Genomic DNA, 20,599 nt, shown 5'->3' on the forward strand with positions numbered 1-20,599 from the left:
CTGAAAGTAGGCGTTAGATGAGCACCGTGACCCAGCTGTCGTATGACGAGGCGGTGGCCCGCTTCGAGCCGGTCATCGGCCTGGAGACGCACGTCGAGCTCGGCACCAACACCAAGATGTTCTGCGGCTGCCCGACCGAGTTCGGCGCCGAGCCCAACACGCAGGTCTGCCCGGTCTGCCTCGGCCTGCCCGGCGCACTGCCGGTCGCCAACCGCGCCGCGATCGAGGCCACCATCCGCATCGGGCTCGCGCTCAACTGCTCGATCGCGCCGTGGGGCCGCTTCGCCCGCAAGAACTACTTCTACCCGGACATGCCGAAGAACTTCCAGATCAGCCAGTACGACGAGCCGCTGTGCGTCGACGGCTACCTCGACGTCGACGTGGACGGCGAGCTCGTGCGCATCGGCATCGAGCGGGTGCACCTGGAGGAGGACACCGGCAAGTCGCTGCACGTCGGCGGCTCCACCGGCCGCATCCACGGCGCCACCGAGTCCCTTGTGGACTACAACCGGGCCGGCATCCCCCTGGTGGAGATCGTGACCAAGCCCGTGCCGGGGACCGGCGCGCGGGCGCCGCAGATCGCCAAGGCCTATGTCACCGAGCTGCGCGACGTCATCCGGTCGCTCGGGGTCTCCGACGTACGGATGGAGCAGGGCTCGATGCGCTGCGACGTCAACACGTCGCTGAACCTGCCCGGCGCCGAGTGGGGCACCCGGACCGAGACGAAGAACGTCAACTCGCTGCGCAGCGTCGAGCGGGCCGTCCGCTCCGAGATCATCCGGCAGTCCGGGGTCCTCACGGACGGCGGGACGATCACCCAGGAGACCCGCCACTTCCACGAGAGCACCGGCGAGACCACGTCGGGGCGCAGCAAGGAGACGGCGACCGACTACCGCTACTTCCCGGAGCCGGACCTCGTGCCGCTCGCGCCGGCCGCGGAGTGGGTCGCCGAGCTCAAGGCGGCACTGCCGGAGCTGCCGCGGGTCCGCCGCCAGCGCCAGCAGGCCGACTGGGGCTTCTCCGACCTCGACATGCAGTCGGTGCTCAACGCCGGTGCGTGGGAGCTCATCGAGGCCACCGTCGCCGCTGGTACCACCGCCGCGGCCGCACGCAAATGGTGGCTCGGGGAGCTCGCCCGGCACGCCAACGAGACCGACACCGAGCTCGACGCCCTCGGCGTCAGCCCGCAGGCCGTGGCGCAGCTGCAGGGGCTCGTCGACGCGGGCAAGATCAACGACAAGCTGGCACGGGTCGTGCTCGAGGGCGTCATCGCCGGCGAGGGCGCACCCGCCGACGTCGTCGCGGCCCGCGGCCTGGAGGTCGTGTCCGACGAGGGCGCGTTGACCAAGGCCGTCGACGAGGCGATCGCGGCCAACCCCGACATCGCCGCCAAGGTCCGCGACGGCAAGGTCGCCGCGGCCGGCGCGCTCGTCGGCGCGGTCATGAAGGCCACCGGCGGCAAGGCCGACGCGAAGACGGTCCGCGAACTGGTCATCGCCCGCTTGTCGTAGGCGAAGGGGTAGCAGACAGCGACGACGACGGCGTCGGCACCGCGGACATCGACGGTGCCGGCGCCGCCTTGTCCGGGGTCACGATGTGCCGCTGGAGCGACACCTCGGTGAGGCCCGTCCCGCCGACCTGGATGTCGTCGTATGCCGTCAGGTGCCGCTCCTTGTCGAAGTACAGGATCGACAGCGCGAGCGGCAGCGGCTTGGCGCTCTCCAGCCCGCGCAGCCCGGCGCCGCCCGTGGAACCCTCGACCATCAGCAGGGTCCGCTCCGGCTGCTGTACCGCCGGCGAAGGCGCGTCGGACGGCAGCACGAACGGGATGCTCGGGTCGAGCCGGCTGATCGAGCGGGCGTGCCGGTGCCCGGCCAGGACCAGCGGGCAGATCCCCGCCAGTGGCTGCGCGGCCACGGGGTCGTGGACGAGCGCGACGTCGACCGGTTTCGGGCTCGCCAGGATCTTCTTGGCGAGCAGCTCACCGGACGTGACGACGGCCGCGTGCTGCTCCTCGTTGGTGGCGTCGGTCGACTTGTCCGGGGTGAAGCGCGGGTCGCCGATCCCGGCGAACGTCAGCCCGTCGACGGTGGTGGTCGAGTTGTCGAGCACGATCGCGTTGGGCTGCTTCGCGACCGCGGCGGCGGTGACCGCCGAGTCGTGGTTGCCGCGGACGTACAGATACGGCACCCGCAGCTTGCTGATCTCCCCGACGTAGGAGGACTCCGGCTCGCTGCCCCAGTCGTTGATGTCGCCGGTGTCGGCGACGATGTCGACGTTGAACTGCTCCGCGACGGTCCGCACCACGCCCCACGCCGCCGGGTTGAGGTGCATGTCCGAGATGTGCAGGACCTTCGTCGCGCTGGTGTCCGGCTCGTACACCGGCAGCGCGGAGATCGTGCCGTACAGCTTGGACACGTTCAGGACGATCTTCTGCAGCTGCGCCCGGTACTCCTCGTAGCGGTCGGTGATCCGGCGGGCGTCGCCGATGATGGCGGGCGCGTTGACCAGCAGCCCGCGGTAGGTCGGCTCCTGGATCGCGGCCGGCTTGAACGTCAGCGCGGTCGCGCCGCCGACGGAGGCGAGGACCGCGACGACCACCAGGCCGCCGATCGCCGTCTCGCGCCGCGTGCGGAACACCAGCCCGACGAGGATCATCGCGCCGAGCAGCCCGGAGCCCGCGGTCTGCAGCGCCAGCCGGCGCACGCCCAGGTTGAGCTGGTCGACGGCGTCGTGGCTGACCTGCTCCAGGTTGCCGCCGCCGGCGACGACCGCCCTGGTCCGGGCCTCGTCCAGGGACTCGAGGCGGATCTGCAGATGGGCCGGGCCGTCGTGGCTGTCCAGCTCCAGAGAGCCCAGCGGCGGGATCTCCACCGACGTGTCGCCGTGCAGCGACGGCGTCAGCGACAGCTGCGCCTGGAACGGGCCGATGTCCTGGGTCGTGTGGCCGCCGAGCTGGACGCCGATGAGCATGCCGACGATCGCGACGGCGCCGAGCAGGAGGCCGTGCAGCACCCGGCGCGTGAGCCGCCAGCCCTTGCTCTCGGCACGGAACGGGCGGCGCGAGCCCATGCTTCTGGCCCGGGACGGGTGGCGACGACCGGCGGCCATCACGATCGCCCGGCGCTGGATCCGGCGGGCGGCCACGGCGGCCCGCCGGTGGAACGGCGAGGTCAACTCTTGCCGGCCCCGCCCACGTTGCTGATCACGATCTGCAACAGCTTGTCGTCGTCGGCCTTCGGGGTGCCCCGGCCGTCCTTGTTCGAGGTGGAGACCCAGATGCTGTTGTCCGGCGCCGCCACCGCCGCGCGCAGCCGGCCGTGGGTGTCCTTCAGCAGCGGGCTCGGCGCACCGAGCAGCCCGCCCTGATCAGTGAGCTGCATCACGTACAGCCTGGCGCCCTTGAGGCACGAGGTGACCAGGAAGCTCTCGACGGCGGCCAGACCGGAGCACGACGCCTCGGACGTCTTCCACACCTGGATGGGGTCGACGAACTTCGGGTCGCCGCCCTTGCCCTCGTACGTCGGCCAGCCGTAGTTCTTGCCCGCCTCGATCACATTGATCTCGTCCCATTCGCCCGAGCCGAACTCCACGGCGTACATCCGCTTGTTCTTGTCCCACGCGAAGCCTTGCACGTTGCGATGTCCGGAGCTGTACACGGTGGTTCCGAACGGGTTACCGGGGGCCGGCTTCCCGTCTGGCTGGATCCGCAGGATCTTCCCGCCGAGGCTGTTGAGGTCGGGCGCGCTTTCGGGCTTCGACGCGTCGCCGGTCGACACGTACAGGAAACCGTCGGGCCCGAAGTGGATCTGGCCGCCGTTGTGGATCGACGACTTGGGGATGCCCGTCAGGATCGGGGTCGGCGGCGAGCCCAGCACGAGCTTCGCGACCCGGTTGTCGTCCTTGGCGGTGTAGTAGATGAACACGGTCTGGTCCGTGTCGTACGCCGGCGACACCGCGATCCCCATGAGACCGCCCTCGCCGCCCGGCACGACCTCGTCGACCGTCTGCACGGTCGACACCGCCAGCCCGTCGGCGGTGGACTCCTTGCCGACCTTCAGGATCTTCTTGCTGTCACGCTCGGTGACCAGCGCGGTGCCGTCCGGCAGAAACGCGATGCCCCACGGCACGGCAAGGCCCTTGGCCAGGGTCTTCGTGGCGACCTGGGTCTGGCCCTCTTCCTGGCTGCCGGAGGTCGACGCGCTCGGGTACGGCGACAGCTTCGGCGGCGAACCCAGCTCGTCGGGCGGCGGCGGGCCGAACGAGCAGCCCGCGAGGGTCACCATCGCCACGGCGGCAGCCGTCAGGCTCTTTGCGTACGTCCGGGCGCTCACCCGGCCAAGACTAGCGTTGCCCGACATCATCTTCCTTTCAACCTTTGCCAGCGGGTCGGCGGCCGCCCCCGGTGACGGCCGGACCGGCCTTGTGCAGAGGAGCCATATGGCAGCCGGGGAGTTCCAGGACTTCGTCGAGCGAGGTCCGATACGGCCGCCGGCTCGGAGATCGGCTCGACGTGGCTCGTGTTGCGGTGGTGGATGGTTACTGTGCTCCGGTGAAGGTTTGCATTCCGCACGAGGACGGCCTGGCGCTGCTCGGCCCGCTGCCCGACGGGGTTTCCGTGGCCGTCGGCACGGCACCGGTCGACGTCGACTTCTGGGTGCCGCCGTTCCTCGCGTCGCCGGACGTCGTCGACCTGACCGCGTCGATGCCGCGGCTCGCGGTCGTGCAGCTCATGAGCGCCGGCGCCGACCGGTGGGTGGGCCGGCTGCGCCCCGGCGTCCAGCTCTGCGACGCGCGCGGGGTGCACGACTCGTCGACGTCGGAGTGGGTGCTCGCGGCGATCCTGTCGTTCCTGCGCGATTTCCCGCACTTCGTCCGGTCCGGGCGGCAGTGGGGGTACCGGCAGACGGACGAGCTCGCCGGCAAGCGGGTCCTGATCGTCGGGGCCGGCTCGATCGGTGCCGCGGTCGAGGCGCGGCTGGCGCCCTTCGAGGTGTCCGTCACGTCGGTGGCCCGCCGGGCGCGCGAGGGGGTGCACGGCGTCGACGAGCTGCCGGCACTGCTGCCCTCCGCGGACGTGGTGGTGGTGCTGGTGCCGCTGACGCCGTCGACGACCGGTCTGGTCTCGGCCGACTTCCTGGCCGCGATGCCGGACGGCGCGCTGCTGGTCAACGCGGCGCGGGGGCCCGTCGTGGACACCGGCGCGATCCTCGCCGAGACCGCGTCGGGCCGGCTGGGCTACGCGACCGACGTCACCGAGCCCGAGCCGCTGCCGGCGTCACACCCGCTCTGGGACCTGCCGAACGTGCTGATCACTCCACATGTGGCCGGTTCTGTACGAGGTCTGTTCCGGCGGGCCTACGCACTGGCGGGCGCGCAGATGCGGCGATTCGCCTCGGGCGCGCCGCTGATCAACGTCGTGGTGGACGGTTACTGACCCGTCAGTGCTGTTATGCGCTGGATGTCGTCCGGGCGGACGGCGTCGAGCTTGACGAAGTGACCGTTGGCCAGCCGGGCCTGGACGGAGCCGTCCTGGCTGACCAGGCCGTCGACGGCCTGCCACGACACCCGGCGGCTGCCGAGCAGTGCCCGCACCGTGAAGCCGTCGTCGTCGACGTCGGTGCCGGCCCGCCACGCCCACACGGCGACCGCGATCGGCACCGGCAGGATGGGCAGGAACCAGAGGCTCTCGGCCAGCAGCGGGATCGCGCCGATGGTGGCGATGCCGGCCGCCACGGCGAGCGACGCGCTGCGGCGGAAGCGGACGGCGGGACGCTTGGTGCGGGTGGTCACCCGACCAGTCTCGCACCTTTCGTGGAACTGCTTCTTGTCGGTGGGTCGGGGCATACTGACGCGGTGGGGGAGCAGGATCGGGTCGGGCGCCTCTCGCCCGGCGCGGCGCCCGGGGTTACGCTCGGTGCCGTGTTCGACGAGATCGCGACAGGTCGGCGTGCCGGGGATCGCGGCTGCTTGGAGGCCCGGATTTGACCGGCAACTCGTGGCACGCGGGCGTCAAGAGCAGCCGCCGGGTCGGCGTACGCCCGACCGGCGTGCTCGCGGGCGCCCTGCTCGTCGTCGCCGGCCTGCTCGCGCTCGCCGTCGCCGGCTGGGGTATCACGGACTTCAGCCCCCTCTGGAGTGTCGCGGCGGTCCTGTCGCTCATCGGTGTGTTGGTCCTCACACTGCGTGGTTTCCCGCTCTTCGCCATCATGGCGGCCGTCGCCGGCGCGGTCGCCTGGGGCGCCGCCACCCGCACCTGGCTGCCCGCCGGCTGGACCGACATCCTCGGCCTGCTCAAGTTCATCGGCGTCAACCTCGCCTTCGACGTGCCGCTCATCGGCGCGTTCCTGTCCGCGCTGATGCTCGACGCCCGCCGCCTGGCCCGCGCCGCCATCGACGAGGCTGTCAGCGGCCGCCGCTGGTGGGGCAAGCCCGACGACCACCTGCCCCGGCTCAAGGAGCTCGAGGCGCTGCCGTCGGCCCGGTTCTTCGCCCTCGGCGAGGGCGGCTGCACCCACCTCGTCGTCGCCGGGCGGCGCGTCGCCCTGTTCCTGCCGACCGTCTGGCCGCACGGCGAGTTCTCCATGGACGCCTCCGGCCAGGTCCTGCGCGGCGGCCGGCTCTTCGTCCCCGGCTCCGAGGACGTCGACGGCCTCGCCGCCGAGGTGCACACCTGGCGCGAGCAGCTCGGCAAGGTCGGCGGCGCCGTCCGCGGCTATCTCGTCGTCGCACCCTCCCGCGGCGACGTCAGCGAGGACCTCGTCATCTCCGTCGCCCCCGGCGAGCACCTCCATCTCGTGCACGCGCACGAGATGGTCGAGGCCGCGGGCCGCTGGCTCGCCGCCGAGCCCTATCGGGTGGAGCTCTCCGTCATGGAGCGCCTCCTGGTGATCGCCTCCGGCAACAAGCTGCCCGAGCCGTCGCCCCTGGCCCGCTCCTTCGCCCGCTGGAGCACCGGCGCCCACCCCACCGTCACCGCCGCCCCGACCGTCGCCGACGCCGCCTTCGCCGCGGCCGCCGGCACGGGCGACCCCGAGCCCGCCTCGCTCCGCGGCCGCCTCACCCGCGGCCGCTTCGGCCGCTCCACAGCTTCCGCCGGCACCCCGCCCCAGGTCGACGACGACCGCCGGGCCGGCGACTTCGAGGAGGACGGCTCCGTGCGTGACCGTTTCGGCCGCTCGCCCCGCTCCACCGATCCCGCTGCGGCGCCCGACCCCGACCCGGTCGACGACTCGTGGGAGTCCCGCGCCACCCGCGAGCTGGTCGGCTCCTGGGACAGCGAGTCGGCCAACAAGCTGGCCGCCTGGGCCGCCGCCGGCGCTGACGAGGACGACCCGTCAGCTCCTTCTTCCTCCGGTCGTGCCGGCTCGCAGCGCCCGTGGTCCTCGGACGAGTCCTCCGCTTCCCGCGGTCGCTGGTCCGCCGACGACGACCCGCCCGAAGACCTCGCGAGCGGATCCGCCTCCTCGACCGGCGGTGGCTCGCGGCGTCCGTGGTCCTCGGACGACGATCCCGCCGGTGAGTCCGGTTCCGCGCGCAGCCGGTGGTCCTCCTCTTCGTCGACCTCCTCCGACGCCGCCAAGGGTGCGGGTTCGCGGCGTCCGTGGTCCTCGGGTCGCGACGACCGTCCCGGCTCCGCGGACGAGCCGTCCGCGTGGTCCGCCGCCGACGACGACCACGCGGCGTTCGGCAGCGAGCCGCCCTCCTCCGGCCGCGGCTGGTCCTCCTCGGCCGACGGCGACGCCGGGGACTCCCAGCAGCCCTGGCCGACCGGCCGCGACGACAGCGATCCGCCGCTGTCGCCGGAGGACGCGCCCAGACGGGTCGGCCGCCGCCGCGCCGACCCTGACGACCAGGTCGCCGCGGCCGCGTTCGCGGCCTCGCCACCTCCGTCCGAGCCGTCGTGGTCGCAGTCCTCGTCTTCCGAGCCGTCGTCGTCCCGCTCGGCAGAGCCGTCGTGGTCGCAGTCTCCGTCTGCTGAGCCGTCGCCCTCCGAGCCTTCATGGTCCCGGCCGTCGTCGTCGCTTCCGTCCGAGCCGTCGTGGTCGCAGTCCTCACCTTCAGAGCCGCCGTCGTCGCCGCCTTCATCGTCGCCGTCCTCATCGCGACCGTCTTCGCCGTCGTCGTCGCGGCCGTCGTCGTCGCCGCCCGAGTGGCCGGCGCCCGCTTCCTCGTCACTGTCCGGGTCCTCTCCGGCGTTCGGGTCCGCGGGAGACGGGGGTGCGGCGGAGTCGCCGCCTGACCGGTTCGCGTCGCTCATGTCGGAGTTCGACCAGCTGGCCAGCAACCCCGACCAGTTCGACTTCTCGATGAACCCCCCGGACGGCTTCATCCCACCGCCGCCCCCGCGCACCGCCCAGCCACCGGCGCCCGAGCCCACCGCGCCGCCGAGCCGCTTCGACGCGCCCACCGCGCCGTCCCGCGGCCGCCCGTCAGGGCCGTTCGACGATGACCGCGAGCACTCGTCGTCCTCATTCGACCGCTCCACGCCGCCCGACCGGCTCGACCCAGCGGCATCCAGCGGCAGGCCGGGGCCTTCCAGCTCCGGCACGCTCGGCAGTCCGGCCGACCTCGGCTCCCCGGACCGCTCCTGGCCGTCGGACACCAGCGCCTCGCCGGACCGCTCCTGGTCGTCGGCCCCCGACCCTTCGCCGGACCGTTCCTGGTCGTCAGCCGCCGATTCCCCGCCGGACCGCTCCTGGTCGTCGGACCCGAGGACCTCGACGGACCGCGACCCGGCGGCCACCTCCGACGACCGTCCGGACCGTGACCGCCCTGCGGCGTGGGACCGCTCTGCGGACCGTGACCGCCCTGCGGCGTGGGATCGGTCGTCGGACCTGGGCGGCGCGCCGGATCAGGGCCGGTCGTCGGATCGCACCGGGCCCGGCCAGGCGGGCACGGGACGGTTCAGCACCGGACCGGGAGGCCGTCCCGAGCGTCGCCCGGCCGAGCGGCCCGCGTGGACCGGCAGCCTGTTCGACGGCGACAAGCCCGAACTCGTCGCCGAACCCCTCGAGCTCCGCCGCTCCTGGGAAACCGACGCCGAGGCCCGCTCCCTCCGCCGCCGCGACCGCCAGCAGTCCGGTTCGTCCGGCCACAGCCCGGCGGACAACCCGGTCTCCGGCATCCCCACCTCCGGCGTGCCGACCTCGGGGATCCCCACCTCGGGCGCTCCCCAGACCGGCGGTTCCGCATTCCCGGGCTCCTCCGACAGTTCGCGGTTCGGCAGCCCCGCATTCCCGGGTTCGTCCGACAGCTCGCGCCCCGACGGCTCGGGCTTCGCGGGCTCTGCCGACGACGGTTCGCGGTTCAATGACTCGGGCTTCCCGAGCGCTTCCGACGACAGTTCCGGGTTCGGTGACTCAGGCTTCGCTGGCTCTTCCGACTACGGTTCCCGGGTCGGTGACTCGGGCTTCGCGGGCTCTGCCGACGACGGTTCGCGGTTCGGTGACTCGGCTTTCCCGAGCTCTTCCGATGGTTCCAGGTCTGGTGGTCCGGCGTTCGGGGGCTCGGCTGAGGTGTTCCGGGCCGGTGGTGCGGCGTTTGCGGGTTCGGGTTCCGATGGGCCGTCCGGTGCTTGGCCGGTGTCCGCCGCACCGGGCGCCGGCGGTTCCGTCACTCCCTCCGCCCCCTCGCGACCGGAGATTCCCTTCACTTCCTCGCGGCCGGATGCCCCGTTTACGTCTTCCTCGGGCCCGGATGCCCCGTTCACGTCTTCCTCGCGGCCGGATGCCCCGTTCACGTCTTCGCGGTCCGAGACACCGTCCGCGGGCTCGCGGGCGGAGGGGTTCCGGGCGGATTCCGGGGTGGGTTCGGCACGTTCGAGGTTCGAGCCTGAGCCGCCGGCCCGGCCTGAGCTCTCGCGGAACCCGCGGGCCGGGTCGTCGTGGCCGGATTCCTCGCGGCCGGATCAGGCGCGGTTCGACGGATCGGGTGAGGACGCGGCGCGGGCGGACGGCTCGCGGCGCGCGCGTGGGCAGGGCGGCGAGGCCGGGGACCAGGCCGGCACCTGGGGCGCGGCTGCCGCGGACGACGGGACCGCCTGGTGGGACGCGGAGTCGGCGCCGGGCGCGCGCGCCAGCGTCCAGGAGGAGCCGGCGGAGCAGCCCGCACCCGAGAAGAAGCGTTCGCTGTGGGGGCGTTCCAAGTCGGGCAAGGCAAAGAAGGCCAAGGCCGCCGACCCGACGCCAGCCGCGACCGATCAATCCACCGCCGCGGACGACTGGGCGGCGGAGGCCAACGGGCGGGACCGAGGCTCCTCCCGGCGGCAGGGGGCGTCCGAGCAGCCGGGCACGCCCGGCCGGCCGGCATGGGCGACGGATCCGACATCCGGGTTCGAACGTGACCCGAGCGGCGAGTTCACCTCGGAGCGCCGGTCCGGCTTCGGGCCGCGCGCCGCTGAGCCCGCTCCCGCCGGCAACTGGTCGGCGAGCGACAGCATCGCGGCCCGCTGGGCCGGCGGCGACGACGACGGAGCGCCCGGCGCCCCGGACAGCACCGACACCGCCGCCGCCCGCGGCGATCGTGCTGCCGGCCGGGACCGGGCAGGCAACAGCGACCGGATCAGCGACCGGGCGGGCAGCCGTGACTTGGCGGGCGACGGCAACCGGCCCGGCGAGCAACGGACCGGCGCGGGCAGTCCCGCCGGCGCGGTCGGCCGCGACTGGCCGAGCGACGGCGACCTGGCCGGCAGCGACCGGGTGGGCAGTGACTGGGGCGGCAGCGACCGGGCTGGCAGCGACCGGGCTGACAGCGACCGGGCTGACAGCGACCGGGGCGGCAGCGACCGGATCAGCGGCGACCGCACGAGCAGTGGACGCGACGGCTGGGGAAGCCGCGGCGGCCGGGCAGGCAGCGATGCCGCCGGCAACGGCGAGCGCGCGACAGGGCGCGACCGCGGCGACCAGGCCGGGTTCGGGGACGGTGACCGGGTCGGGTCCGACCGTGGCGACCGGGCCGGGTTCGGGGACGGTGACCGGGTCGGGTCCGACCGTGGCGACCGGGCCGGGTCCGGGGGCGGTGGCCGGGCCGGGTCCGGGGGCGGTGAGCAGGACAAGGGTGCGGCGGTGCCCGGGCAGCGGGCGCGGGCGCGGGACATGGTGTTCGACGACGACGTGGCGCCGTTGGAGCTCAACCTCGACGAGGAGCCCAAGAACCCGGACCAGCGCTCCCGCCGTTTCCTCCGCCGCAAGTAGGCAGCAGGCAGCAACACCGAGGGACGGACCCGGCACCCGGATCCGTCCCTCGCCGGTTGGCGGGGTCAGTGCCAGCCGGGCATCGGGTACGCGGACAGCAGCTCGCGAACCTCGGCGGCGATCACGTCCAGGGCCGCCTCGTCGTCCTTGACAGCGGCGTCGACGGCGCGGGAGATCCAGTCGGCGACCTGCGGCATCTGGGCCTCGGTGAGGCCGCGGGTGGTGAGGGCGGGCGTACCGATCCGGATGCCCGACGGGTCGAAGGGCTTGCGGGTGTCGTACGGCACGGTGTTGTAGTTCGTCTCGATGCCGGCCCGGTCGAGGGCGCGGGCGGCGGGCTTGCCGCCGATGTTCCTGCCGGTGAGGTCGATCAGGATGAGGTGGTTGTCGGTGCCGCCGGACACCAGGTCGAAGCCGCGCTCCAGCAGGGCGGCGGCGAGGGCACGGGCGTTGGCGACGATCTGGTGGGCGTACACGCTGAATGACGGCAAGGACGCCTCACGCAGCGCGACCGCGATGCCCGCGGTGGTGTGGTTGTGCGGCCCGCCCTGCAGGCCGGGGAACACGGCCTTGTCGACGGCGCGCGCGTATTCGGAGGAGCTGAGCAGCATCGCACCGCGCGGGCCGCGGAGCGTCTTGTGCGTGGTGGTCGTGATGACCGGGGCGTGCCCGACCGGGGAGGGGTGCGCGCCGCCCGCGATCAGGCCGGCGATGTGCGCGATGTCCGCCACGAGGACCGCGTCCACCTCGCGGGCGATCTCCGCGAAGCGCGCGAAGTCGATGGTGCGGGGGATGGCGGTGCCGCCGGAGAAGATCAGCTTCGGGCGTTCGCGGAGCGCGATGTCCCGCACCTCGTCGAAGTCGATCAACCCGTCGGATCTGCGCACGGTGTACTGCACGGGACGGAACCAGGCGCCGGTCGCCGACACGGGCCAGCCGTGGGTGAGGTGGCCGCCCATCGGCAGCGCCATGCCCATGACGGTGTCGCCGGGCGCGGCGAGCGCCATGTACACGGCGAGGTTCGCGGGTGAGCCGGAGTAGGGCTGCACGTTGGCGTGCTCGACGCCGAAGACCGACCTGGCGCGGGCGATCGCCAGCTCCTCGATCGGGTCGATGAAGCGCTGGCCCTCGTAGTACCGCTTGCCCGGGTACCCCTCGGAGTACTTGTTGGTCAGGACGGTGCCGGTCGCCTCGAGGACGGCCTGGGAGACGTAGTTCTCCGAGGCGATCATCCGCAGCGTGTCGTGCTGGCGGGACGCCTCGCGCTGGATGAGGTCCGCGAGGTCCGGGTCGGACGACGTGATCGCGGGCAGGGCAGGCACATGCATGGGGTGCTCCCAAGGCAAAGCCGACCGCGGCACCCAGGCGCGCGGTGCCAGCGATACAGGAAGCTCCCCGGTGGTCGGTTCCACCTTGATGTGCGCCAGTCGCGGGTTCGAAACCGATGCTAGTCCACGACAGAACAAACTCCCGGGCCAATTCCAGCGAAGTGGCCCGGGAGCGAAGAGATCTACGGCACCTTGCGGTATGCGCCGTCGCTGGCCGCGGTGGCCATCGACGCGTACGCGCGCAGGGCGGCGGAGACGGGCCGCGAGCGGTCCAGCGGCGTGTACGGACGCTCGCGCTTCTCCTGGGCGACGCGGCGCGCGGTCAGCACGTCGTCGTCGACCGCGAGGACGATCGAACGGTTGGGGATGTCGATCTCGATCCGGTCGCCGTCCTCGACGAGGGCGATGAGCCCGCCGCCGGCCGCCTCGGGGGAGATGTGCCCGATGGACAGGCCCGAGGTGCCGCCGGAGAACCGGCCGTCGGTGATCAGCGCGCAGGCACGCCCCAGGCCCCGGCCCTTCAGGAACGATGTCGGGTAGAGCATCTCCTGCATGCCCGGCCCGCCCTTCGGCCCCTCGTACCGGATGACCACGACGTCACCGGCGGCGACCTCCTTGGCGAGGATGCCGTCGACCGCCGACTCCTGCGACTCGAAGACCCGTGCGGTGCCGTTGAAGACGAGGTTCTCCTCCGGCACGCCGGCGGTCTTGACGACACAGCCGTCCGGCGCGATGTTGCCGAACAGGATGGCCAGGCCACCGTCGGCGGTGTACGCGTGCTCCTTCGACCGGATGCAGCCCTCGGCGGCGTCGGTGTCCAGGGTCGCCCAGCGGTTGGACGTGGAGAACGGCTCGACGGTGCGGACCCCGCCGGGCGCGGCGTGGAAGAGCTCCAGCGCGACGTCGGACGGCGACCCGCTGCGGATGTCCCACTCGGCGAGCCAGCCCGACAGGTCCGGGGAGTGCACGCTGCGCACGCCCGTGTGCAGGAGGCCCGCGCGGTTGAGCTCGCCCAGGAGGGCGGGGATGCCGCCGGCGCGGTGGACGTCCTCCATGTGGTACTTCGGGCTGTTCGGCGCGACCTTCGACAGGCACGGCACCCGGCGGGAGATGCCGTCGATGTCGGCGACGCTGAAGTCGACCTCGGCCTCGCGGGCCGCGGCCAGCAGGTGCAGCACCGTGTTGGTCGAGCCGCCCATGGCCACGTCGAGCGCGACCGCATTCTCGAACGCTTCCCGGGTCGCGATCGCCCGGGGCAGTACCGACGCGTCATCGCCCTCGTAATACTGCTTGCACAGGTCGACGACCAGCGTGCCGGCCCGCTCGAAGAGGGCCCTGCGGGCGCTGTGGGTGGCGAGGGTCGAGCCGTTGCCGGGCAGCGCGAGGCCGATCGCCTCGGTGAGGCAGTTCATCGAGTTGGCGGTGAACATGCCGGAGCACGAGCCGCACGTCGGGCAGGCGGAGCGCTCGATCTGGCCGAGCTGCTCGTCGGTGACGGCCTCGTCGGCGGAGGCGATCATCGCGTCGATGAGGTCGAGCTTGGCGTGCACGACGCCCTCGATCGCGACGGTCTTGCCGGCCTCCATGGGCCCGCCGGAGACGAAGACGGTGGGGATGTTGAGTCGCAGCGCGGCGAGCAGCATGCCGGGCGTGATCTTGTCGCAGTTGGAGATGCACACGAGGGCGTCGGCGCAGTGCGCCTGCACCATGTACTCGACGGCGTCGGCGATGAGCTCGCGGCTGGGCAGCGAATACAGCATCCCGCCGTGGCCCATGGCGATGCCGTCGTCGACGGCGATGGTGTTGAACTCCTTGGCGACCCCACCGGCCTCGGCGACCGCGTCCGCGACGATGATCCCGAGATTGCGCAGGTGGACATGGCCCGGCACGAACTGCGTGAAACTGTTGGCGATGGCGACGATTGGCTTACCGAAATCTGCGTCGGTCATGCCGGTGGCGCGCCACAGGGCGCGTGCGCCGGCCATGTTGCGACCAGAAGTGGAGGTTTTGGACCGCAGCTCGGGCATACTTGTGAGTCTGACACGTTCCAGATCGTGGGACCGGTTGACTCGGGCGGTGAGATGCGCGAGAGTGGGGACATGTCGTCGAGGTCGCAGCGAGTACTTATCATCTAGCGCGCCGACGCCTGCCGTCAGCGCGCTAGCCCCTCGTGCATCGCACGGAGGGGTTTTTTCATGTCCAAGCGAGTCCGAGCCCGCGACCACGACACCTTCGAGCGAAAGTGCGAAATGCGATGACGAGACCCACGCCTGAAGTCCTCGCCCACCGAGCGCACCCGGCCGCCCCCGCCGCCCCGGCGACGCCGCCGGCCGCCGACCGGTCGCAGATGGCGCCCGTAGAGAAGAAGCCGGAGCTTCTGACCGGTGCTCAGGTGCTGGTGCGGTCGCTCGAGGCTCTCGGCGCGGACGTCGTCTTCGGCATCCCTGGCGGCGCGATCCTCCCCGCGTACGACCCGCTGTTCGACTCCGAGACCGTGCGGCACATCCTGGTCCGCCACGAGCAGGGCGCCGGCCACGCCGCGACCGGCTACGCGCAGGCCACCGGCAAGGTCGGCGTCTGCATGGCGACCTCCGGGCCGGGCGCGACCAACCTGGTCACGCCGATCGCCGACGCGTACATGGACTCCGTCGCGATGGTCGCGATCACCGGCCAGGTCGCCTCGGCCTCGATCGGCACCGACGCGTTCCAGGAAGCCGACATCGCCGGCATCACACTGCCGATCACCAAGCACAACTACCTGGTGAAGACGGGTGAGGAGCTGCCGCGGATCCTGGCCGAGGCGTTCCACCTCGCCTCGACCGGCCGGCCCGGCCCCGTCCTCGTCGACATCCCGAAGGACGTGCTGCAGAAGCAGACGACGTTCAAGTGGCCGCCGACGCTGGACCTGCCCGGCTATCACCCGACGATGCACCCGCACGGCAAGCAGATCCGCGAGGCGGCCCGGCTGATCGCCGCCGCGAAGCGGCCCGTGCTGTATGTCGGCGGCGGTGTCATCAAGGCCCACGCCTCCGAGGCGCTGCGCAAGCTCGCCGAGCTGACCGGCGCCCCGGTCGTCACGACGCTGATGGCCCGCGGCGCGTTCCCCGACTCGCACCCGCAGCATCTGGGCATGCCCGGCATGCACGGCAGCGTCGGCGCGGTGTACTCGCTGCAGAAGGCCGACCTGCTGATCACCCTCGGCGCCCGCTTCGACGACCGGGTCACCGGCGACCTGAGCACCTTCGCGCCGAACGCGCAGATCATCCACGCCGACATCGACCCGGCCGAGATCGGCAAGAACAGGGTCGCGGACGTGCCGATCGTCGGCGACGCCAAGCACGTCATCGAGGAGCTGATCGGCGCCGTCACCGCGGAGTACACCGCCGGGCACAAGACGGCGCTCACCGGCTGGTGGGCGACGCTCGACGACATCCGCGGCCGGTATCCGCTCGGCTACGAGGAGCCGTCCGACGGAACCCTGGCTCCCCAGTACGTCATCGAACGCATCGGCAAGCTGGTCGGACCCGACGCGATCTACACCGCCGGGGTCGGCCAGCACCAGATGTGGGCGGCGCAGTTCGTGCAGTACGAGCACCCCGCCACCTGGCTCAACTCCGGCGGTCTCGGCACGATGGGCTACGCGGTCCCCGCCGCCATGGGCGCCAAGGTCGGCCGGCCCGACAAGGTCGTCTGGGCGATCGACGGCGACGGCTGCTTCCAGATGACCAACCAGGAGCTCGCCACCTGCGCCCTGGAAGGCATCCCGATCAAGGTCGCCGTCATCAACAACGGCAACCTCGGCATGGTCCGGCAGTGGCAGACGCTCTTCTACGACCAGCGCTACTCCAACACGGAGCTGGGCACCCACAAGCACCGCATCCCGGACTTCGTGAAGCTCGCCGACGCGCTCGGCTGCGTCGGGCTGCGCTGCGAGACCAAGCAGGACGTCGACGCCACGATCGAGGCCGCGATGAAGGTCACCGACCAGCCGGTCGTCATCGACTTCGTCGTCGGCAAGGACGCCATGGTGTGGCCGATGGTCGCCGCCGGCACCAGCAACGACGAGATCATGTTCGCCCGCGGGGTCGCGCCCAAGTTCGATAAGGACGACGTCTGAGATGACCACCCACACCCTGTCAGTCCTGGTGGAGAACAAGCCGGGCATCCTCGCGAGGGTCGCCGGCCTGTTCGCCCGCCGTGGCTTCAACATCGACTCCCTCGCGGTCGGTGAGACCGAGCACCCCGAGGTCTCCCGGATGACGATCGTCGTCAACGCCGAGGACAGCCCGCTCGAACAGGTCACCAAGCAGCTCAACAAGCTCGTGCAGGTCCTGAAGATCGTCGAGCTCGACACCAACGCCAGCGTCCAGCGCGAACTGCTGCTGGTGAAGGTGCGCGCGGAGCGGCCCGTCCGCTCGCAGGTCCTGGAGACGGTGAACCTGTTCCGGGCCCGCGTGGTCGACGTCTCGCCGGACGCCCTCACGATCGAGGCCACCGGCACGTCGGAAAAACTGGACGCGTTGCTCCGTGACCTGGAGCCGTTCGGTATCAAGGAAATGGTCCAGTCCGGCGTCGTGGCCATCGGCCGTGGCTCCCGCTCCATCACCACGGGCCCGGCGCTCCGCGCCGCGTCCTGAATGAACCCTGAAAGGAAAGACACATGTCCGCCGAGGTGTTCTACGACGACGACGCCGACCTGTCGTTGATCCAGGGCCGCAAGGTTGCGGTCCTCGGTTACGGCAGCCAGGGCCACGCCCACGCGCTGTCCCTGCGTGACTCCGGTGTCGACGTCCGCGTCGGCCTGCCGGAGGGTTCCAAGAGCCGCGCGAAGGCCGAGGAGCAGGGCCTGCGGGTCCTCTCGCCGGCCGAGGCCTCCGCCGAGGCGGACGTCATCATGATCCTGGCGCCCGACACCGCGCAGCGCACCCTCTACACCGAGTCGGTCGAGCCGCACCTGACCGCCGGCAAGGCGCTGTTCTTCGGTCACGGCCTCAACATCCGGTACGGGTTCATCACGCCGCCGGCCGACGTCGACGTCGCCATGGTCGCCCCGAAGGGCCCGGGCCACCTGGTCCGCCGCCAGTTCGTGGACGGCAAGGGCGTGCCGTGCCTGGTCGCCGTCGAGCAGGACGCCACCGGCAACGCGTTCGCCCTGGCGCTGGCCTACGCGGCCGGCATCGGCGGCACCCGCGCCGGCGTGATCAAGACCACGTTCAAGGAGGAGACCGAGACCGACCTGTTCGGCGAGCAGGCGGTCCTCTGCGGCGGCGCCTCCGCGCTCGTCCAGACCGGTTTCGAGGTGCTCACCGAGGCGGGCTACGCCCCGGAGATCGCCTACTTCGAGTGCCTCCACGAGCTCAAGCTGATCGTCGACCTCATGTACGAGGGCGGCATCGCCCGGATGCGCTACAGCGTGTCCGACACCGCCGAGTACGGCGACTACTCCCGCGGCCCGCGCGTCGTCGACGCCCGGACCAAGGAGGAGATGAAGCGGATCCTCGCCGAGATCCAGTCCGGCGAGTTCGCCCGCGAGTGGATCGCCGAGGACGACGCCGGCCGCCCCAACTTCACCAAGCTCCGCGAGCAGGGTGCCGCGCACCCGATCGAGGAGACCGGCCAGAAGCTGCGCTCGATGATGAGCTGGGTCGACCGGCCCATCACCGAGACCGCCTGATTCCCCGGAAGGGGGGCCCTTGGCCCCCCTTCCGCTTTATCGCGCCGCGTTCGCGTGGATCGCGTCCCTGATGAACTGCGCCAGGCCCGGGTGGTCCGTGTCGTAGTTCGCCGTGAACCGCGGGTCGTCGACGTACAGGTCGCCGAGACCGCGGTGCAGCTCGCTCGAGCAGTCGTAGAACCACCGGTCGAGGTGCTGCCGGTGCGCCTCGGCGAGGTCCATCGCCCGCTCACCCTGGGCCGGCTCGCCGTCGACGAACGCCCGCGTGAACGCCGCCGTGTTGTCGGCGGCCTCCGCCTTGATGCGTTCCCAGTCCTCCGGCGTGTACTTCGCGGTCCGCTGCGCCGACTGGCGGTACGCCTCGGTCTGCCCCCACCGCTGCTCGGCCTCTTCCGCGTACGGATTCTCCATCGTGTCCTCCTGGCTGCTCTGGTACGACCAGCGTCAGGTCTCCAGCGACGGGAGAGTCAAGCCCGCGCCGGACGGAAACGGCCCCGGCGCGGCCGATGCCGGCCGACACGGACGCGCGGGCCCAAAGGGTTCGCAAACGGGCAGGTCGGGTCCTTGACGGCCGGTCACCCGATCGGGCCGCTGTGATCGCGCTCACGTCCCGGCGGGGACGGGCGGTCGTGGCGGCGGGCCTACCATCGGCGGAAGAGGCCGTCCGCCCGGCCCCGTCGCCGACCTGCGCGTGGCGTGCAGTGCCGCGCGCCTCACGCATCGACGCCAGCCGAAGCCCGAGAGTCGAGGTCCGTATGACCCTCCCTCCTGAACGCCCGGTGGTGCTGATCGCCGAGGAGCTCGCGCCCTCCGCCCTGGAAGTTCTCGCCGACGACTACGAGGTCCGTCACATCGACGGCACCGACCGCCCGGCGCTGCTCAAGTCGCTCGCCGACGCCAGCGCGATCATCGTGCGCAGCGCCACCCAGGTCGATGCCGAGGCGGTCGCCGCGGCGCCCCGGCTCAAGGTCGTCGCCCGTGCCGGCGTCGGTCTCGACAACGTCGACGTGCCGGCCGCCACCGCCCGCGGCGTCATGGTCGTCAACGCGCCGACGTCCAACATCGTCTCCGCCGCCGAGCAGGCCGTCGCGCTGCTGCTCGCCGTAGCCCGCAACACCGCCGCCGCCTCCGCAGCGCTGAAGGCGGGGGAGTGGAAGCGCTCCAAGTACACCGGCGTCGAGCTGTCCGGCAAGGTCGTCGGCGTCGTCGGCCTGGGCCGCATCGGCGTGCTGTTCGCCCAGCGTATGGCCGCGTTCGGGGTCCGCCTCGTCGCGTACGACCCCTACATCCAACCGGCGAGAGCGGCCGCGCTCGGCGTCCGGCTGCTCGGCCTGGACGAGCTGCTCCGGGAGAGCGACTTCATCTCGATCCACCTGCCGAAGACCCCGGAGACCGTCGGCCTCATCAGCGCCCGCGAGCTGGGCATCGTCAAGCCGGGCGTGCGGATCATCAACGCGGCCCGCGGCGGCCTCGTCGACGAGCAGGCCCTGGCCGACGCGATCGCCGACGGTCGGGTCGCCGGCGCCGGCATCGACGTCTACGCCAAGGAGCCGTGCGTCGCGTCGCCGCTGTTCGCGTTCGACAACGTGGTCGCGACCCCGCACCTGGGCGCGTCGACGGTCGAGGCGCAGGACAAGGCCGGCCTGGCCGTCGCCCGCAGCGTGAAGCTCGCGCTGGACGGCGAGTTCGTCCCCGACGCGGTCAACGTGCAGGTCGGCGGGGTCGTCGCCGAGGAGGTCCGGCCGCTGCTGCCCCTCGCGGAGAAGCTCGGCAGGGTCTTCACCGCGGTCGCCGGCGGGATCGCCTCGGCCGTCACCGTCGAGGTCCACGGCGAGGTCGCCGGCCACGATGTGTCCGTGCTCAAGCTCGCCGCGACGAAAGGCCTGTTCAGCAGCGTAGTCGCAGAGCAGGTGACCTATGTGAACGCACCGCATCTTGCAGCCGATCGGGGGGTCGAGGTGGCCCTTGCGGTGTTCACGGAATCCGCCGATCAGACCAACCTGGTGACCGTGCGCGGTGCATTGCCCGACGGCAGGGTAGCCTCCGTGTCCGGCACATATGTCGCGGGACCGCGAGAGGCCCTGAAGCTGACCGAGATCGACGGCTTCAGTCTCGAGCTCACCGCGGAGGGCGTGCTGCTGTTCTTCCGATATGCCGACCGCCCCGGCGTCGTCGGACTGGTGGGGTCGATACTGGGCACTGCGGGGGTCAACATCGCGGCAATGCAGGTCGCCCGGCGCGAAGCCGGCGGCGAGGCGCTGATGACGTTGACCATCGACACGTCCGTGCACGCGGACCTGCTCAACGAGGCCCAGCAGGCCATCGGCGCGACAGCGGCGAGCACGGTCGACCTGTCGGGCGAGTAAGACGTTCCTCCTAGGGGGCGGGGAGAGTGGCGGCTC

At 71.9% G+C, this 20,599-nt stretch carries 13 protein-coding genes; 7 read left to right on the forward strand and 6 right to left on the reverse strand.

Annotation, left to right across the window (positions count from 1 at the left end):
• Window positions 1-17 precede the first annotated feature (17 nt).
• Window positions 18-1,511 (forward strand): Asp-tRNA(Asn)/Glu-tRNA(Gln) amidotransferase subunit GatB, encoded by a 1,494-nt coding sequence (gene gatB, locus ABZS58_RS21565; protein WP_354784047.1) that lies wholly within the window; start codon window positions 18-20, stop codon window positions 1,509-1,511.
• Here the strand turns inward: gatB and ABZS58_RS21570 are convergent.
• Window positions 1,492-3,177 (reverse strand): metallophosphoesterase, encoded by a 1,686-nt coding sequence (locus ABZS58_RS21570; protein ID WP_354784049.1) that lies wholly within the window; start codon window positions 3,175-3,177, stop codon window positions 1,492-1,494. The genes gatB and ABZS58_RS21570 overlap by 20 nt on opposite strands.
• The gene (locus tag ABZS58_RS21575) at window positions 3,174-4,286 is read right to left on the reverse strand and encodes a PQQ-dependent sugar dehydrogenase (protein WP_354784259.1); all 1,113 of its coding nucleotides are present in this window, start codon (window positions 4,284-4,286) and stop codon (window positions 3,174-3,176) included. The genes ABZS58_RS21570 and ABZS58_RS21575 overlap by 4 nt, the downstream gene beginning before the upstream one ends.
• Before the next feature lie 266 nt (window positions 4,287-4,552).
• Between ABZS58_RS21575 and ABZS58_RS21580 the strand changes: the two genes are divergently transcribed.
• A complete protein-coding gene (locus ABZS58_RS21580; protein ID WP_354784051.1) occupies window positions 4,553-5,437 on the forward strand; it encodes a 2-hydroxyacid dehydrogenase in 885 nt (294 codons plus the stop codon).
• Here the strand turns inward: ABZS58_RS21580 and ABZS58_RS21585 are convergent.
• Window positions 5,431-5,793: a PH domain-containing protein gene (locus ABZS58_RS21585; protein WP_354784053.1), complete on the reverse strand. Its 363-nt coding sequence runs from the start codon at window positions 5,791-5,793 to the stop codon at window positions 5,431-5,433. The genes ABZS58_RS21580 and ABZS58_RS21585 overlap by 7 nt on opposite strands.
• A 191-nt stretch (window positions 5,794-5,984) precedes the next feature.
• Between ABZS58_RS21585 and ABZS58_RS21590 the strand changes: the two genes are divergently transcribed.
• A complete protein-coding gene (locus ABZS58_RS21590) occupies window positions 5,985-11,195 on the forward strand; it encodes a hypothetical protein (RefSeq protein ID WP_354784055.1) in 5,211 nt (1,736 codons plus the stop codon).
• A 65-nt stretch (window positions 11,196-11,260) separates the two neighbouring features.
• Here ABZS58_RS21590 and glyA read toward each other — a convergent pair whose 3' ends face one another.
• Window positions 11,261-12,523, reverse strand: coding sequence for a serine hydroxymethyltransferase (gene glyA, locus ABZS58_RS21595; protein WP_354784057.1), 1,263 nt, complete (start codon window positions 12,521-12,523; stop codon window positions 11,261-11,263).
• A gap of 182 nt (window positions 12,524-12,705) precedes the next feature.
• Window positions 12,706-14,550 carry a dihydroxy-acid dehydratase gene (ilvD, locus tag ABZS58_RS21600; protein ID WP_354784059.1) on the reverse strand — a complete coding sequence of 615 codons (1,845 nt, stop codon included), beginning with the start codon at window positions 14,548-14,550 and terminating at the stop codon, window positions 12,706-12,708.
• Window positions 14,551-14,777: 227 nt separating this feature from the next.
• Between ilvD and ABZS58_RS21605 the strand changes: the two genes are divergently transcribed.
• The 3 genes from ABZS58_RS21605 to ilvC are packed head-to-tail and all read left to right on the forward strand — an operon-like array spanning window position 14,778 to window position 18,197.
• Window positions 14,778-16,640 carry an acetolactate synthase large subunit gene (locus ABZS58_RS21605; RefSeq protein WP_354784061.1) on the forward strand — a complete coding sequence of 621 codons (1,863 nt, stop codon included), beginning with the start codon at window positions 14,778-14,780 and terminating at the stop codon, window positions 16,638-16,640.
• Between the two features lies 1 nt (window position 16,641).
• Window positions 16,642-17,160 (forward strand): acetolactate synthase small subunit, encoded by a 519-nt coding sequence (ilvN, locus tag ABZS58_RS21610; protein ID WP_327005901.1) that lies wholly within the window; start codon window positions 16,642-16,644, stop codon window positions 17,158-17,160.
• Window positions 17,161-17,183: 23 nt separating this feature from the next.
• Window positions 17,184-18,197, forward strand: coding sequence for a ketol-acid reductoisomerase (gene ilvC / locus ABZS58_RS21615; RefSeq protein ID WP_354784063.1), 1,014 nt, complete (start codon window positions 17,184-17,186; stop codon window positions 18,195-18,197).
• Window positions 18,198-18,233: 36 nt separating this feature from the next.
• Here the strand turns inward: ilvC and ABZS58_RS21620 are convergent, their stop codons facing one another.
• On the reverse strand, window positions 18,234-18,608 hold the full coding sequence (locus tag ABZS58_RS21620; RefSeq protein ID WP_354784065.1) for a TipAS antibiotic-recognition domain-containing protein: 375 nt from the start codon (window positions 18,606-18,608) through the stop codon (window positions 18,234-18,236).
• 344 nt (window positions 18,609-18,952) lie between these two features.
• Between ABZS58_RS21620 and serA the strand changes: the two genes are divergently transcribed.
• A complete protein-coding gene (serA, locus tag ABZS58_RS21625; protein WP_354784067.1) occupies window positions 18,953-20,563 on the forward strand; it encodes a phosphoglycerate dehydrogenase in 1,611 nt (536 codons plus the stop codon).
• Window positions 20,564-20,599 lie beyond the last annotated feature (36 nt).

This window comes from Dactylosporangium sp. NPDC005555, assembly GCF_040605635.1.
Lineage (GTDB): Bacteria > Actinomycetota > Actinomycetes > Mycobacteriales > Micromonosporaceae > Dactylosporangium.